This window comes from Thauera sp. WH-1 (genome assembly GCF_047806685.1).
In the GTDB taxonomy this organism is placed as follows: domain Bacteria; phylum Pseudomonadota; class Gammaproteobacteria; order Burkholderiales; family Rhodocyclaceae; genus Thauera.
This window is the reverse complement of sequence record NZ_JBLQGP010000001.1, coordinates 115,621-130,939: the sequence shown is the minus strand read 5'-3', so window position 1 is coordinate 130,939 and position 15,319 is coordinate 115,621. Positions and strand designations below refer to the sequence as shown.

The following is a 15,319-nucleotide window of genomic DNA, read 5'->3' as shown; positions in this document are numbered from 1 at the left end:
GCTCTCTAGATGACGTCGGCGAAGTAGCTTTCGGCGCGCTTGAAGTAGAGGTAGCTCAGCGGCAGCAGGATGGCGACGGTGATCAGGCCCGGCAGCATGGCTTGCACATCGGGCGCCTGGTTGCGCAGCACCACGCTCTGGAAGGCATCGATGATGCCGGCCAGGGGGTTGAGGGTGTACAAGGTGTACAGGGCGTTGGACCAGTCGCCGGCGGCCTGCTGGACGAGTAGCTTTTCCTTGACCAGCTGCAGCGGGTAGATGACCGGCGAGGCGTACATCAGCAGCGACAGCAGCACCGGCAGGGCGGCGCCCACATCGCGGTAATAGACGTTGATGGCCGAGCCGACGAAGGCCACGGTGAGCGCGGCAATGACGGTGTAGGCGATGATCACCGGCACCCACAGCATGTAGACGCCGGGCATCATCTGGTACCAGACCATGAGGCCGGCCAGGATCAGGAAGTTGATGCCGAGCTCGACCAGCTTGGTGAGCACCGCGGTGATGGGGAAGATCTCGCGCGGGAAGTAGATCTTGCGGATGAGGTGGCTATTGCCGACCACGCTGGTGACGCCGTCGGACGCGGACTCCTGGAAGAAGGTCCAGGGCATCAGCGCCGCGAAGACGAGGATGGGGTAGGGAATGTCGCCGGTTTCGATGCCGACGAAGCTCTTGACCAGGGTGAAGATCAGCATCAGCGACACGGGCTTGATGATGGCCCAAGCAATGCCGAGATAGGCCTGCTTGTAGCGCAGCGCGATGTTCTTCCACGCCAGCGTGGCCATCAGCTCGCGGTACTGATAAATGTCCTTGAACAGGGTGGTCATCGTGATTCGTCTGAAGTCCTGCGGTACAGGCGCAGCATTGTTGAGGATCGGGGTAACAGCATGGTGACGCATCGGGGCGGGTGTCGTGTGCACGCCTGCCCGATGACGGGCCCCGGCCATTGTCTCGATGCTGCACTGCGGCGGCGATGAATTATCACACGCTCAACCCGAATTCAGGCCTGCCATTGTCATCGCCGCGGCCTCAGCCGCGCAGAATCGAGGCAAAGCCGCGCAAGGAGCCCCAGCCGGGCGCTTGCCACAGGTTGGGCAGCACGGCCTTGCAGGCGTCGAGCCGGCGACCGTTGCGCACGAGGGCGTAGGCGAGGTTCATGCGCCCTTGCGCAAGGCGTTGGCGCACGCCGCGCGCGACCTGCGGCGGGTAGGCGTGCAGGGCGTGGGCCATGGCCTCGAGCGTGTGGACGTTGTCGACCTGGGCCCTCAGCGGGTCGCGGCGCGTGGCGCTGGCGTCGTGGATGAGATAGGCGGCGATGGGGTGGCAGACCACGCCGATCCGGGTGCTGCGCGCGCACAGGCGGACCAGAAAGAACACGTCTTCGCAGACGCGGTAGCCGGTAGGGTAGCCGCCCAGGTCGAGAAAGGTGCTGCGCGGCACGCTCAGGGTGTGGGTGTCGCCGAAGTGGTCGGCGACGAAGGGCTCGAGCTCGTCGGCGGTGAGGATGGCGCGGTCGTGGCCGGCGGCCTTGGCGAGTAGGGCGCGGCCGGCGTCGTGCAGTTCCATCGAGCCCGAGATGCGGCTGCCGTCGGGGCGGCGGTAGTCGTAGTCGGCAGTGAGGAAGTCGAGCCCGGGCTCGTCGAGGATGAAGCGGGCGTGTGCCTCGAGACGGTCGGGGTAGAACCAGTCGTCCGCATCCAGAAAGGCGAGCCAGTCGCCGCTGGTGGCCTGGGCGCCGGTGTTGCGCGCGGCCGACACGCCTGCGTTGGCCTGGTGCAGGGCGCGCACCCGCTCGGGGTGGCGGGCGACGAGCTCGGCGACGACCTGGGGGGTGGCGTCGGTGGAGCCGTCATCGACGACGATGATCTCGTGTGCCGGCCAGGTCTGCGCCAGCACGGAGTCGACGGCGCGCGCGAGGAAGGCAGCGCCGTTGTAGACCGGGATGACGACCGAGAAGCGCGGGGCGCTCATCGCTGCGGGTAGCCCATCTCTTTGGCGACATCGGCGACCCGCCCGAGTACGCGCTCGACGCGCTCGCGATTACGGCCCTTCTTCCACTTGTCGAGCTCGATCTCGCCGAAAACGTCGTAGGGCTTGCTCAGCACCTGCTCGCAGTGGGCGCGCACCTCGGGGGTGAAGGCGAGGCCGCAGTCGGCGTAGAGCTTCTGGTAGCCGGCGACCGGGTCGCGCACCAGGTCCTCGTAGAACACTTCCACCCACTGGCCTTTCGGCACGCTGGCGCGCGCGTCGAGGATGGCGCGGTTGATGGCCTGGTACTGGAAGGCGGCGACGTCCTCGATGGGCGCGTGCAGGTAGTCGCGCCAGCCGTCGGCGAGGAAGAAGCACCAGCGGGTATAGCGGCCGTTGTCGATGGCGACGGTCTCGGGGAAGACGCCGCTCCAGGTGGCGTACTTGTCGGGCTTGCCCCAGCCTTCGATGAGCGAGTTGATGTTGTCGCCGGGCTCGCGCTTCACATAGACGAAGACGGCGTCCGGGAACAGCGCGCGCAGGTAGGGCACGCACAGGCCGTTCTGGTTGTTCTTGTCCACCCAGCGGTGGCGGCCGGTCCAGGTGTAGAAGTAGCGCGCGACGTGGTCGCGGTCCTGGGTGCTGGCGTCGGCGGCGTCGAGGGCGTGGGTGTTCCAGTGCTTCTCGTCGAGTGGGTGGAGGTCGACCCAGAAGTCGTGCGTTTCACGCTGCAGGGTGCCGAGTTCGGGGGATTCGGACAGCGTCTTGTAGACCACCGTGGTGCCGGCGCGCGAGCAGCCGAGCACGATGACGGGGCGGTCGGCGGCGGGACGGCGAAGGTTCCACAAGCAGGCACGCAGTGCGCGCTGGGCGCGGCCAGCGTGGTAGCGGAGAGTCTTGTCGATCTTGATCAGGAGGTCGGACATGGAGGGCGGCTGGGTTGGAGGCGGGAAGGCGGGGTCAGTGGGCGGCTGTGCACGGCTCACGCGAAGGCCGTCAGTCTAGTCGCTCGGGCCGGGAGCCGGGGAGCGGGTGTCGTCATCGGGCCGCGTCGGGTTTGGCATGGCGAACGAGCACCTCCTCGAAGGCCGCGACTGGTTTCGCAGCGAACTGGCGGACGATGCGCTCGCGCGCTGCGGCGCCCATCTGTGCGTGTTGGGCGGGGTTGGCGATGAGGAATTTGACGCGTTCGGCCAGTGTGGCGGGAGATTGCGCATCCACCAGATACCCTGTGCGCCCGTCTTCGATGATCTCGGGCAGGCCGCCGACATGCGTGGCGATGACCGGCTTGCTGCAGGCGCCTGCCTCGATGGCGATGAGGCCGAGCGGCTCCTGCCAGCGCGAGGGGACGACGACGATGTCCGAGCTGGCATAGACGTCTTCCACGCGGTCGATGTAGCCGATGTAGCGGATGCGCGCGTCGCCGCCGATCATGGTGCTCAGATCGTCCTCGCTGTAGGCGCCGGCAAAGGTTCTGGGGTCGCGGCATTCGCCGGCGATGAGGAAGACCAGCGCGGGGTCGTCGATGAGCCGTGCCATGGCGATGAAGTCCTGCACCCCCTTGATGTCGCGAATCTGGCCGACGAAGCTCACCACGAGCTTGTCCCGGGCGATGCCCAGCGCTTCGCGCAGGGGGCGCCCCTGGTCGAATCTGTGCAGGTCGACCGGGTTGTGTACGACGTGTTTGGGCAACTCGGGGGGCAGCGATGCCTGGGCCACGAACTCGGACACGACCACCACGCCGCTGGCCCAGCGGATGACCGGGCTGACCGCTTCGTTGACGACGTGGAAGTGAAGCAGGATGGGGATGCCGAGCAGGCGTGCCGCCAGGGCTTCGGCCGGACGCCAGGGGCGGTTGTTGAAGTGGACGAGCCGGACCTTTTCGCGGCGGAATAACAACACCGTACGCAACAAGGCGCGCAGGAAGGCGAGCCGGTTGCCGGGCTCGGTGGGGCTGCCCCAGATGTGGTAACGCAGGCCGAGGCGCTGCAACTCGGGCACGATCGGACCGTCGCGCGGCAGCAGCAGGATCGGCTCGATGCGGCTGCGGTCGAGCTGGCGCAGATTGGTGTAGAGGACACGGCTGGCGCCCCCCCAGTCGCCTGCGCTGCCGGTGATGAAGCAGATGACCGGTTTTGCTGGCTTGTGGCTCATGGGTTGGGGACGCATGCGGGTGTGCGGGGGTGTGCGGGGGTATGCGGTCTGAGGCGGTGGGTCAACGGGCTGCGAGCGCTTGCCACAGCGAATTCATGGCGCGCAGATGGGCTTCGAGCGAAAACCGCTCTGCCACGGACTGCCGGGCGGCATCGCCCATCGTCATGCGCCGTGTCGAATCATGGGCCAGAAGGCGTACGCCTGCCACCAAGCCTGTCACGTCGCCGACTTCGAACAGCAGGCCGGTTTCGCCATTCGTCACGATCTCGCGTGCCCCGGTCGAGGCGGCAGCGACGACCGGAAGGCCTGCCGACATGGCTTCTACCATCACCATGCCAAAGGATTCCACCGCAGAGGCATGCAGGAAGAGGTCGGCCGCAGAAAGTTCGGTCATGAGCTGGGCATGGGGCACCGAGCCCTCGAGCCGGATGCGCTCGATCATGCCGGTGTTGCGGATACGCGCTTCGAGTGCATCACGCTCGGCGCCCTCGCCAAAGATGCTGAGTTCGCAGTCGATGCCGTTGCTCGCCAGCAGGGCGACGGCATCGACGACATCGAGCATGCGCTTGGCGGGGTCGAGGCGGCCCGCGCTGACCAGGCGCAGGCGGCCCCGGCGCGTCGTGCGATGGCGGTCCGGCGGGCACGCTGGCAGCGGGACGCCGTTCCAGACCCGATGCAGCTTGTCGCTGCGCCCTGTTCGGTCGGCGAAGGCGCGCAGGTCGCCGTCGCTGACGAGGACGATCGCATCGGCCTCGTCCTGCAGGTGATGGAGCCAGTCGGTCGGGGTCTCGTCGATCGCCGTGTGCGCGGTGACGACGCAAGGCTTTTGCAGTAGCCGGGCCAGCGGCAGGCCGACATCAATCGCCCAACTGGCGAAATGTGACTGGACGACGTCGATGTCGCGCAAGTCGGGCCGGGTGAGCAGGTCGCTGAAGAAACTCTTGCGCTGCTCGGCGAGCAGCCGGCCATAGCGCGCCCGGTTGGCGGCGCGCGACACGCTGGGCAGGAAGCGACGCGGGTTGAGGGTGAGCAGCGGATACTTGCGGGCGTCAGCGTAGGTGCAGATGCCATCCGGTAGTTGCAGCTCGCGGGCCAGCGCTCGCCCGGCCGTGTTGCCCTCGTTTGCCGCCAGCACCGCGACCGAATGGCCGAGCTCGAGTGTTCCGTTCACCTGCCACAGGACGAAGGGATGAGTGCCGATCGGGTAGCCGCCGACGAGGTGTAGCAGTTTCATTGCGGGCTGGAGCTTTCGTAGCGATGGGGTGCCGGGGGCGGAGTATGCATCTGGAAAGGACACGACTGTCTGGCGGCCTTCCTTGCCCCTGAGGGCGTGCTTGATGCTCGGCATGATCGCACCTAAGGTGTGCTGCAGGCGATGCCTGATTGGCGTCGGACATCAGATGGTCTTGCTGGAGGGCGCAGTGACGGTGTGGTGCCGAGGCGGGCGGTGGGTGATCGGCTTGCTTGTGGGGCTATCGGTGCCGGCGGCGAACGCAGGCGGCGGCCCTGAGACGACCTTGCTGGTGGTCAATGCGGACTCGCCGGCGTCGCTGCAGGTTGCCAATACCTGGATCCGCCTGCGCGACATTCCCGAGCACCATGTGGTGTGGCTCGAGGGTTTGCCTGCAGGGGACACGATTGCGGTCGAGGCGTTTCGCCGTCAGGTGCTGGCGCCTGTTCGTGAACATTTGGCGGCGACCGGGCTGGCGCATGAGATCGACCTGCTCGCGTACTCGGCGGGCTTTCCGTATGCGGTGGATTTTCGCGCGGACGAGGCTGCGCACGGGCTGAAGAGGGACAAGTTGCGCGGCGAGGGCGGCTCGCTGACCGGGATGAGCTTCTTTGCGCGCAAGGTGGAGGCGGGCCAGGTGGATTATCTGGCGCCGTACGCCAACCACTATGCGCGCCGCCCGGTGGGTATGCCGCCTGGCCAGCTGTCGAGCCGGGCCGGCGGAGAGCACGATGCGGTGGTGACGCCGGTGCCGGACCTGCGGCTGGAGGGGGCACGGGGATTTCGTGCCCGCTATCGCTGGGGGCGCGGACCCGGGCCGGCGGGGATGGACGACTCCGATCGCTACCGTTTGGCGGTGATGCTGGGTTACACCAGCCTGCGCGGCAACAGCGTGCCCGAGATCGAGCGCTATCTGACGCGGGCGGCGGCAAGCGATGGCCTGCAGCCGGCGGGTACGGTGTATCTGATGCAGAACACCGACATCCGCAGCCGTACGCGCCAGCACCTGTTTGCGTCCACAATCGCGGCACTTGAGGCGCGCGGGCGTCGGGCCGAGCTGCTGCCGGGCGGGCAGCGTGGGCAGAATGGGAGAGAGCCGCGCGGCAAGGACGATGTGATCGGATTGGTGGCAGGAACGCGGGATTTTGACTGGGCGAGTTCGATGAGTGTTTTCCTGCCCGGCGCGATCGCCGAGTCGCTGACCAGCTACGGCGGGCATTTTGGCCATTTTCCGCAAACCAAGCTGAGCGAGTTTCTGCGCCACGGCGCGGCGGGGTCGAGCGGGGCGGTGCGCGAACCCTATGCCCTGGTCGAGAAGTTTCCGCTGCCGCAGCTGCATGTGCATTACGCGGACGGTGTGTCGCTGGCCGAGGCCTTCTACCTGAGCGTGTTGTCGCCCTATCAGTTGCTGGTGGTGGGCGACCCGCTGGCGCGGCCGTTTGCGCAGTTTGCGCAGGTGTCGCTGCCGGGACTGGAGGCTGCTGGGCAGCCCGAGGGCGCAGTAGCCGGCGTGCTGCGCTTACAGGCGCGGGTGCGCGAGGCGCCTGGACGGCCGATCGAGCGCCTGGAGTGGTGGGTGAACGGGCTGCCCCTTGGCAACGCGGCGCCGGATGAAGGGCTGTTGCTGGATACGCGGACGCTGGCCGACGGCGCCCATGAGCTGCGAGTGGTGGCGGTGGAGGCGGGCGCGATCGAGACGCGCTCCTATGTGCGACAGGTGCTGTGGGTGGATAACGCCGGCCGCCGCGTTTCGGTGATCGCGCCGCCGGCGTCGGTCGCCTGGGATGACGCGCTGAGGCTTGCCGGCGAGGCGGCTGGTGCGAGCTGGGTGCGGATCGAGCATCTGGGGCGACTGCTGGCCGAGGCGCCGGTGCGGGATGGGCGCTGGCAGGCGTCGGTGCCGGCTGCAAGGCTGGGGCTGGGGGAGGTGAGCTTGCGCGCAGTGGCGGAGTGGCCGGCTGGACCCGAGGCCCGCAGCGCGGCGCTGCCGGTGATGGTGACGCTGCCGCCTTTGCTGCCTGCGTCCGTGAGCGGCACTTCGGCTGCCGGTGAAGCGGCGGTCGTTGCCGAGACGGCCGGCCTGACGCTCCGCGTGGAGCACGTTGGGCAGCCGGCGCAGGAGACGCGCGTGGAGGGGCTGGGGAAGCGCCTGCCACGCGAAATGAACGTGGGTAAGGCGGCGCGCTTGCTGTTTGCCGGCGCCTTCGAGGTCAAGGCCGACGGCTTGTACGAGCTGGACGTGGATACGCGCGGCACGGTGGCCTTGCGCGTCGGTGATCAGGCCTTCGTGCCGCTGCATGTGGCCGCGGGTGCCGGCGGCCACCAGACCACGCGCTTTGCGCTACCCCTGGCCACAGGTTGGCATGCCTTCGAACTGGAGGTCTCCAGCCCGCGCGCAAGCATGGTCAACGCGACGCTGGCGGGGCCGGAGCCGGCGTTCGTGATCGGTGGGGACAGAGCCCGGTCTCGATGAAGTCGGCGAGCTAGCGTGCTGTGCGCTCGTGCTGCATGGTTGGTGTAGTTGGTGGTGTCGTTGGGGTCTGACCCCATTCATTCTTGATTGCGCGTCCAACCAGAAGATCATGCGGCGAGTCGCGCGATGCTCGCGCGCTTGGCGGCGAAATGCAGGCAGGCCAGGATGTCTGCGGCTTCGAGGTCAGGGAAGTCCGCCAGGATCTCGGCGTGGTCAACGCCTTGGGCAAGCATTTCGAGGATGTCCGTCACCCGGATCCGAAGCCCTCGAATACACGCCTGCCCGCCGCACTGACGTGGATTGAAGGTGATGCGCTGGTCGAGATCGGTGTTCATGGTGCTTTGGTCCTTGCCGGGTTGCAGCTTTGGGACCCGTCTCCAGGTCGGCTGGCGCAATGCCTGTAATGTGCCCGAGTACTGCACTCGCGTGGCTCAATGGTAGCCCCGTTTTGTTCCCATGGATGCCACCCGTCTTTGAGTATCGAGGCGCGCTCTCAACTGGGGTCAGCCCCCAATTCTTCCTTAAGGTAGTGCCATTGGGGTCAGACCCCAATTCTTCTCAACTTTCGGCACTTTCTGTTGGCGGCTGTGCCGAATACGTCGCTCGTCGGGGCCGAAGGCGCCGGCATTGATCTTCATGTCAGTGACTGGAGCGGTCCTCGAGATCGTCCTTCAGCGTCGTTTCGTAGTCTTGTCCGCCGTAGAAGATGCCGATGACTGAAACGGTTCTGTCGCTCACATCGAAGGCGATCACTGTCCGTTTCTTGTAGTTCGTGACGCGCAGGCCAGGGCGTACATCGTCGCGCATGGTTCCGCGATGTGGAAAGGTGCGAAGGCTTTCGCAGTAGCTCACGATCGCGTCGGTGTAACGCGCAGCCGTCTCCGGGGAGGCTGCCCTGGCGATGTAGCGATACAGTTCGACCAATTGCTCCTGCGCTTCGGGGCTGAAGACAATGCTGTAGCTCATCGCGCCTTGGTGTGTTCGGCTTTCAGGCGGGCACGGATCTGGTCGGCGGTGACCGCACGCTTGGGATCGTCCTTCAGGGCGTCGTAGGCCGGACCAACCTGGGCTTGCAACCAGCCCTCGACGGCGCGATCACGCGCGATCAGTGCTCGAAGGCCGTCCCGGATTACTTCGCTTTCACTGGCATATTCACCGGTGCGTACCTTGGCCTTCACGGCGTCAGCCATCTCCTTGGGGAGGGTGATGCTCATTTGTTGCGTGGTGCGCATGGCGACCTCTTTGGTGAAGGTGGGATTTAATCCTACTCTTGCTGGAGCGCCTTGAACATGGCGGGGCATAAATGGCATAAATGGGGTCAGACCCCAATTTTTCCCTGGTCGACATCCATGCAGACCACGGTGTGGCCGACTTCTGCCAGGAAGGCGCCGGTGACGAGGCCGACGTAGCCGGTGCCGAAGAGGGTGAGTTTCATGGGGCGCTCACGCTTGCAGTGGATTGAGAGCGCATCTGCACGGGGCGATGATGCGATGCCGCAAGCCTAGCCGGTAGAGATGACGCCTTCAACAGGCAGGCGTCACGGTTGGGGGAGAGGGCTCATTTCGATGAGCTTTGGTGCGGCACGAAAAGCAGACTATAGTGCAGAACCAAAACGGAGCATATTCATGGCTATCGCTACACACTCTCCTATGGTCAAGGTCGTCGGCGCCAACGGTCAGATCTCTCTGGGCAAGCAATACGCTGGTCGCCAGGTGCTGGTGGAAGAGCGCGAGCCCGGTGTCTGGATTGTGCGCACCGCGACGGTGATCCCTGACAACGAGCGCTGGCTCCACGAACCCAAGGCGGCGGCGGACCTGCAAGCAGCCATGGATTGGGCCGTCACCCATGCTGCGTCGGATGCCGATGCCGACAACACGCTGAAGCGCCTCGAGCATGGCGACCAGTGACCCGAAGGTCAGGCTCGACCTGAACAACCCCGTCTTTCAGGACAACCTGCTCACGCTGCAAAAGCCAGAGCGCCATGCGGCGCTCGATACGCTCAACAAGATCCGGCAATTGACCTGGAGCCAGCTTTACCGCGATCAGGGGCTCAAGTGGGAGAAGATCACGAGCGTAAAGCCACCCGAGGGCATCGATGCGATTTACTCCCTGCGCATCACCCAGGCGCGCCGGGCTACCGCGTATCGTGATACGGATTTCATTCGCTTGCTCACCATCGCACCCGATCACGACGCAACCTATGGGAAGAAGTGAGCGAAGATCACGGCGATTGAAATTTGCGCATCACCGAGTTCGATGATCTGCTCGCCGGCTTCGATACGTCTGTTCGCTTTCGAGGCTGCAGTAGGCCAGGTTTCGAGTTGCTCGGGCGTGACGTGCGCATGGCCGTCAATGCCTTGCGGGCGGCCGCCGCCTTGCATAGCCGACGATGCAGCCGAGCGCATGCGCGGTATTCATGGCCTCGCGCAGCAGGCCGCGCTCCCCTGACATCTGCCGGACAATGAGCTTGAGCGTCTTCGACAGCCACTGCTGCAGCAGGAAGGGCGGCACGCCGCCCACGGTGCGGGGGAAGGCCGGCATCTGGTAGAGCGCGTGGCGCACGCCGGCACGGTAGTGCAGGCGCAGGAAGTAGCGGCGCCGAAGCCTGTCGGCGTCGACCAGGTGGGACACGGCCATGTCGGGCCGATAGCGGATGCGGGCGCCGCGCGCCAGCAGGGTCTGGAACATGGCGCCATCCTCGCCGCCGCCGACGTCGTGGCCGACGCGGTTGAAGCGCGGATCGAAGCGCAGGCCGGGGTCGTCGCGGAAGATGCGCATGGCGTAGGCGACGTTACTGGTCCACACCGGCGTGGTGGCGTGGGTAATCCAGAACGGCGCATCGCCGTAATCGAGCGCAGCCAGAAAACCGAGCAGCTCGTCGGACAGCCAGTCAGGACGCGGGTGCTGCGAAAAGTCCACCTCGACACGGCCGCCGGCGCAATCTGCGCCTTCCTCGAAGATGGCGTGCTGGGCCGCTTCGAGCAGGCCGGGCTGCGGCAGTTCGTCGTCGTCGATGAACTGCATGGCGTCGTAGTGCAGGGCTTCGGCGATGGCGCGGTTGCGCGCCGGGACGATGCCGACGCGGGCTTCGTGCACGATGCGCAGCGGCGCGCCGGGCGCGGCGGCCAGCTCGCGCAGCACGGCCGCGGAGTCGTCCGTGCTGTGGTTGTCGATGGCGAGGATGTCGAAGGCGCGTGAGCAGGCTTGCGCGCGCAAGGCCGCGACCAGGCCCGGCAGGCGGTGGGCGCGGTTGTGGGTGCAGAAGGCGACGACGAGCGTGGTCATGGACTCAATCGGGGCGGGTTTCGCTGCTGCGCGCGCGCAGCGCCAGCAGCGCCGCATGCAGCCTGAGCGGAAGCAGGGCGGGCAGCATGTAGCGCCACTGGGCGGGGCGGCCGTAGCCGGCCCGCAAGGCGCGGCGGAAGAGGGTGCGGGCGGCGGGCAGGTCGCGCGCCCAGTAGGCCTCGAAGCCGGCGCGCAGCAGGCCCTGGCAGGGGATGCGGCGGCGGTCGGGGCCAAGGCTGCGGGCGAAGTCCGGGTGCCGGGCGAGGTAGGCGTGCTGGGCGTCCAGCAACTGCAGGGCCGCGCGCGCGCGCTGGGCGCTGGCCTGCCCGCTGCCGTGGAAGTGGTAGTGGGCGAGCACTTCGGGTACGCGCACGATCGGGCCGCGGGTGGCGAGCTCGAGCCACAGGGCGTAGTCCTCGGCATTTTGCAGCTGGGCGGGGAAGCCGCCGCATTGCAGCAAGGGCGCGCGACGTGCGAGCGCAGCATGGATCGGCCAGCGGCAGGCGGCGAACAGCAGCTTGCGCTTGTCGGGCGTCTCGTAGTCCGGCGGGACAAAGGGCTTGGCCTCGGCGGCGGGCACGCCGAACTTCTGCCAGCCGCAGTAGGCGAGCACGGCGGCGGGGCGGTCGAGCAGGGCGGCGCGGAGCCGCTGCAGAAAGTCGGGCGCCCAGGTGTCGTCGGCGTCGAGAAAGGCGATGTACTCGCCACGGGCGTGCTCGATGCCGATGTTGCGTGCGGCGCTGGCACCCTGATGCGGTCGCTGCAGCACGCGCAGGCGCGGCTCGGTTTGCTGCGCCAGCCAGTGGGTGGAGCCGTCGGTCGAGCCGTCGTCGACGACGATCAGCTCCCAGTCCGCCAGGCTCTGGGCGAGCACGCTGGCGAGGCTGCGCGGCAGATGCTGCCCGGCATTGAAGCAGGGCATGACGATGGATACGGACGGCGGCGGCGCGAGGCTGGGCATCGGCTCAGGCCCGCAGCCGCTGCCAGGCGTAGCGCGCCACGTCGGCCCAGCCGACATCGTGGCTGCCGAAGCACAGCTTGCGCGCGAGACTGGCGACGGTGTCGAGGTTGGTCACGGTGAGCCGGCGCAGGGCGAACGGGTCGCCGTCGCGCATCGCCCAGCCGCTGCGCGTGGTGCAGGCCGCGCGGTAGCCGGCCTGGCGCACGGCGCGTGCGCAGCGCGCGTCCCATTCGCCATAGGGGTAGGCAAAGCTGGAGACGGGGTTGCCGAGCAGGGATTCGAGGGCGGCCTTCGAGTCTGCAAGCTCGTGTTCGAGCCGCTCGTCGTCGAGCGTCGGCAGGCGGGCATGGGTGACGCCGTGCGAGGCGATCTCCATGCCGGCGGCGCGCATCTGCCGCAGCTCGTCGGCATCGAGCAGGCGCCCGGCGGGGCGGCCGTCCGCAGGCCAGGCGGGCGGGCGGCCGATCGATCCGGTGACGATGAACCAGGTGGCCCGCATGCCGCGGCGCGCAAGCGCTTCGCAGGCGGCGAGGTTGTCGGCATAGCCGTCGTCGAAGGTGATGACGACGCTGCGGCCGGTGGCGGGGCGGTCCAGCAGTTCGGCCAGGGTGGGGGTGGCGTAACCTTCGGCGTCGAGGAAGTCGAGCTGGGCTTCGAGGCTGCCGCGGGAAACCGCCCAGGTCCAGTCCGGCGTGCCCTTGCCGGGCCGCACCGAGTGGTACATCAGCATCACCGGTCCGTGCTCGCCGGTGCGACGGTGGAGGGCGGCGGTGAGGGGGTCGAGGCGCATGCGGGGCGGGCCGATGGCGGGCAAGGATGGATCGGGAAAACGGTGCAGAGCGGGCGCGGAAGAAAAGGAGAAGCGTGCAGGAAGCGACGAACAGGGCGCACGGTGGGCGCGAGGCGGGGCCGACTGCACACCACGTTGCGGAGGGTGAATCAAGCGTCCATGAAGCTCACTTTGTCACGAATCGTTTCGCGACGGCGTGCTACTTTACCGCGGCCCTCGCCGCTTGGGCGGCGCCGTTGCGGGCCGGGTGTGGCGTACGACCGCTTGTGCATCAAATTGGTGGATCTTCAGTGAAGCTTGCCGTCCTTTTCTGGTTCTACAAGGACCCGGATCTTTGCGAGAACCGGCTCACCGTGCTGCGGCGCGAGAATGCCGAGGCGCGGGTCTACGGCCTGTTCGGCGGTGAGCCGGCACAAGCCGGGCTCTTCCGCCAGCGCCTCGGCCGCTACCTCGACGACTTCTACGTGTTCGACGCCCAGCGCGACGCGCACTGGAAGTGGTATCACGGCGACCAGATGATTGCGCACTGGTATCGCGAACGCGGTGTGTCGCTCGAGTGGGACAGCCTCTTCGTGGCGCAGTGGGACATGCTGGTGTTCGGCCGCCTCGACGCCCTGTTTGGCAGGCTGCGTGCGGGGGAGATGCTGTTCTCGGGCCTGCGCCCGGTGCGCGAGGTGGACCCCTGGTGGTGGTATGTGCGCGAAGGTTCGGCCGAGCGCGAGGAATACTTGCGTTTCCTGCACTTCGTGCGCGAGACGCAGGGCTTTGCCGGCGAGCCGCTGTGCGGCGAGTTCATCGTGGTCTGCCTGCCGCGCGCCTTTCTGGCGCGCTATGTGGACATCCCGCAGCCCGAGCTCGGCTTTCTCGAGTACAAGATGCCGATCTATGCGCAGATCTTCGGCATCCCGTTCTGCACCGATCACCCCTATGCGCCGTGGTGGGGCGACGATCCTGCCACCCGTGATGCGCCCTTGCTCGCCCGGGCGCTGAACTCCGAGGCGCAGGATGTGCCGCTGCGCAGCGTGTGTGCGCATCTGGCATGGCCGTGGGGACGGCGCATCTTTCATCCGGTGTTCCGCGACTATCCGCTGTCGCCCTGGCGCCGCGCCCTGCGCTTGCGCGACGAACTGCGCGACGAGGTGCTCAAGCCCTGGTGGTGGGCCTTCAACCGGCGCTACCTGGGGCGCGACTGAGGCCGGCCGAGCAGGGCGCGCAGGCGCTTGAGCAGGCGGCGCGGTGGGCTGTTGTCGACCCAGGCGAGCTCGGACTCCAGGCGCGCAAGGCGGGCGTGCTGGGCGGCGAGGCGGTCCTCGTAACGCATCACCATGTCCCACACGCGGTCGGCGCGGTCGGCGCGGTCGGCGGCGGGGTGGGCGGCTGCGGTGCTGCGGTAAGCGTGCAGGAAGCGCTCGGCCCCGCTGTCGAGCGTGCGCGTGGCGCGTACTTCGGCGTGGGCGGCGGCGGCGAGGCGTTGGCGCAGGGCGGCGTCCTGCACGAGGCGGTCGAGGGCGTCGAACCAGGCGTCGGCGGTGTTCTCGACGACGAGGCCGGTGAGGCCGTCGCGCACGCTGCGGGCGTAGGGGGCGACGGCGGAGAACACGCCGGCGATGCCGCACGCGGCGTATTCGAGCCACTTGAGGTCGCTCTTGCAGCGGTTGAGATCGTTGTCGACCAGCGGCGCGATGCCGATGTCGATGTGTTCGCCGGCGAGCCGGGCGGGAAAACCGTCATAGCTGTGCCAGCCTTCGGCCAGGCTGCTGTGGGGCAGGGCGGCCAGCGCCGGGGTGATGCAGCCGAGAAAGCGGAAGGCGAGCTTGGCCCCATGGCGGGCGGCGAGGCGGGCGAGGGCGGGCTCGACCAGGGCGAGGTCGGCCTGGTGGGTGCCGGTGCCGAAGAAGCCGATGACGCAGGGGGCGCCGTCGGGGCGTGCCGGCGCGCGCTGCAGCCTGTCGCCGAACCAGTGTTCAGAGTCGAGGTGGTTGGGGACGACGTGCACAGTGGGGTGGTAGGCGCGATAGGCCGCGGCGAGCGGGGCGGTGCTGACGCTGACGGCGTCGCAGCGGCGCACGAACTCGATGAGGATGTCGCGGTTGTCGCGTGAGAAGGCGCCGAGGTAGTGCTCGGGCGGCAGCGCGTCGAGCAGGTCGTCGGTTTCGTAGAGCACCGGCTTGCCGGCACGCAGGATGCGGTCGAGCGTCGCGCGCTTGGCGCGGCAGGCAAAGAAGCGCTGCACGATGACGAGGTCGGCGCGCGCGAGTGTGGCGTCCACCGCGGCGTCCCCGGCGGCACCGTCCGTCGTGCTCGCGTGCCATTCGTGGCTCAGTTGGGCGGCAAGCCGCTGCAGGGGCTGGCGCACGCGCAGCAGGGCGCAGGCATGGTCGGGCGGCTCGGCCGAGAAGACGGCGCAATGCAGGCGGCGTGTGGTGTCGGGCGCGGGCGGGCGGTGCATGGCGGGGCCGG

16 protein-coding genes and 1 pseudogene are annotated in these 15,319 nt (G+C 67.7%); 4 read left to right on the top strand and 13 right to left on the bottom strand.

Going from position 1 to position 15,319, the window contains the following annotated elements:
- Positions 1–5: 5 nt before the first annotated feature.
- The 5 genes from ACMV5O_RS00620 to ACMV5O_RS00600 all read right to left on the bottom strand — a co-directional run bounded on the left by ACMV5O_RS00620 (position 6) and on the right by ACMV5O_RS00600 (position 5,353).
- Positions 6–824 carry an ABC transporter permease gene (locus ACMV5O_RS00620; protein ID WP_324543450.1) on the bottom strand — a complete coding sequence of 273 codons (819 nt, stop codon included), beginning with the start codon at positions 822–824 and terminating at the stop codon, positions 6–8.
- A gap of 202 nt (positions 825–1,026) precedes the next feature.
- The gene (locus tag ACMV5O_RS00615; RefSeq protein WP_416161646.1) at positions 1,027–1,968 is read right to left on the bottom strand and encodes a glycosyltransferase family 2 protein; all 942 of its coding nucleotides are present in this window, start codon (positions 1,966–1,968) and stop codon (positions 1,027–1,029) included.
- Positions 1,965–2,891 carry a sulfotransferase family protein gene (locus ACMV5O_RS00610; protein WP_416161645.1) on the bottom strand — a complete coding sequence of 309 codons (927 nt, stop codon included), beginning with the start codon at positions 2,889–2,891 and terminating at the stop codon, positions 1,965–1,967. Before ACMV5O_RS00610 ends, ACMV5O_RS00615 begins: the two co-directional genes overlap by 4 nt.
- A 112-nt stretch (positions 2,892–3,003) precedes the next feature.
- Positions 3,004–4,119 (bottom strand): glycosyltransferase family 4 protein, encoded by a 1,116-nt coding sequence (locus ACMV5O_RS00605; protein ID WP_416161644.1) that lies wholly within the window; start codon positions 4,117–4,119, stop codon positions 3,004–3,006.
- Between the two features lie 61 nt (positions 4,120–4,180).
- Positions 4,181–5,353 carry a glycosyltransferase family 4 protein gene (locus ACMV5O_RS00600; protein WP_324544321.1) on the bottom strand — a complete coding sequence of 391 codons (1,173 nt, stop codon included), beginning with the start codon at positions 5,351–5,353 and terminating at the stop codon, positions 4,181–4,183.
- Positions 5,354–5,456: 103 nt separating this feature from the next.
- Between ACMV5O_RS00600 and ACMV5O_RS00595 the strand changes: the two genes are divergently transcribed.
- A complete protein-coding gene (locus ACMV5O_RS00595) occupies positions 5,457–7,823 on the top strand; it encodes a hypothetical protein (protein ID WP_416161643.1) in 2,367 nt (788 codons plus the stop codon).
- A gap of 107 nt (positions 7,824–7,930) precedes the next feature.
- Here ACMV5O_RS00595 and ACMV5O_RS00590 read toward each other — a convergent pair whose 3' ends face one another.
- From ACMV5O_RS00590 to ACMV5O_RS00575, 4 genes and pseudogenes are all read right to left on the bottom strand, one after another.
- Entirely contained in the window at positions 7,931–8,158 is a 228-nt protein-coding gene (locus ACMV5O_RS00590) for a DUF433 domain-containing protein (RefSeq protein WP_324544323.1), read from the bottom strand.
- 304 nt (positions 8,159–8,462) lie between these two features.
- Positions 8,463–8,789 (bottom strand): type II toxin-antitoxin system RelE/ParE family toxin, encoded by a 327-nt coding sequence (locus ACMV5O_RS00585; protein ID WP_416161642.1) that lies wholly within the window; start codon positions 8,787–8,789, stop codon positions 8,463–8,465.
- Positions 8,786–9,055 carry a ribbon-helix-helix domain-containing protein gene (locus tag ACMV5O_RS00580; protein WP_416161641.1) on the bottom strand — a complete coding sequence of 90 codons (270 nt, stop codon included), beginning with the start codon at positions 9,053–9,055 and terminating at the stop codon, positions 8,786–8,788. The genes ACMV5O_RS00585 and ACMV5O_RS00580 overlap by 4 nt, the downstream gene beginning before the upstream one ends.
- Positions 9,056–9,150: 95 nt before the next feature.
- Positions 9,151–9,258, bottom strand: a pseudogene (locus ACMV5O_RS00575) (hypothetical protein); the annotation flags it as partial.
- 190 nt (positions 9,259–9,448) lie between these two features.
- Between ACMV5O_RS00575 and ACMV5O_RS00570 the strand changes: the two are divergent.
- Together ACMV5O_RS00570 and ACMV5O_RS00565 are read left to right on the top strand one after the other, a co-directional pair.
- Positions 9,449–9,730, top strand: a complete 282-nt coding sequence (locus ACMV5O_RS00570) for a hypothetical protein (RefSeq protein ID WP_416161640.1) — start codon at positions 9,449–9,451, stop codon at positions 9,728–9,730.
- A complete protein-coding gene (locus ACMV5O_RS00565; protein WP_416161639.1) occupies positions 9,717–10,037 on the top strand; it encodes a hypothetical protein in 321 nt (106 codons plus the stop codon). The genes ACMV5O_RS00570 and ACMV5O_RS00565 overlap by 14 nt, the downstream gene beginning before the upstream one ends.
- 135 nt (positions 10,038–10,172) lie before the next feature.
- Here the strand turns inward: ACMV5O_RS00565 and ACMV5O_RS00560 are convergent, their stop codons facing one another.
- Genes ACMV5O_RS00560 through ACMV5O_RS00550 form a run of 3 tightly spaced genes read right to left on the bottom strand, consistent with a single transcriptional unit; the run spans position 10,173 to position 12,859 of the window.
- Positions 10,173–11,108 (bottom strand): glycosyltransferase family 2 protein, encoded by a 936-nt coding sequence (locus ACMV5O_RS00560; protein WP_416161638.1) that lies wholly within the window; start codon positions 11,106–11,108, stop codon positions 10,173–10,175.
- Between the two features lie 4 nt (positions 11,109–11,112).
- A complete protein-coding gene (locus tag ACMV5O_RS00555; RefSeq protein WP_416161637.1) occupies positions 11,113–12,069 on the bottom strand; it encodes a glycosyltransferase family 2 protein in 957 nt (318 codons plus the stop codon).
- Between the two features lie 4 nt (positions 12,070–12,073).
- Complete coding sequence (locus ACMV5O_RS00550; RefSeq protein WP_416161636.1) at positions 12,074–12,859, bottom strand: polysaccharide deacetylase family protein; 786 nt, start codon at positions 12,857–12,859, stop codon at positions 12,074–12,076.
- A gap of 290 nt (positions 12,860–13,149) precedes the next feature.
- Between ACMV5O_RS00550 and ACMV5O_RS00545 the strand changes: the two genes are divergently transcribed.
- Positions 13,150–14,052 (top strand): hypothetical protein, encoded by a 903-nt coding sequence (locus tag ACMV5O_RS00545; protein ID WP_416161635.1) that lies wholly within the window; start codon positions 13,150–13,152, stop codon positions 14,050–14,052.
- Here the strand turns inward: ACMV5O_RS00545 and ACMV5O_RS00540 are convergent.
- On the bottom strand, positions 14,034–15,308 hold the full coding sequence (locus tag ACMV5O_RS00540; RefSeq protein WP_416161634.1) for a glycosyltransferase family protein: 1,275 nt from the start codon (positions 15,306–15,308) through the stop codon (positions 14,034–14,036). The two genes, ACMV5O_RS00545 and ACMV5O_RS00540, sit on opposite strands and share 19 nt — an antisense overlap.
- Between the last annotated feature and the right edge of the window lie 11 nt (positions 15,309–15,319).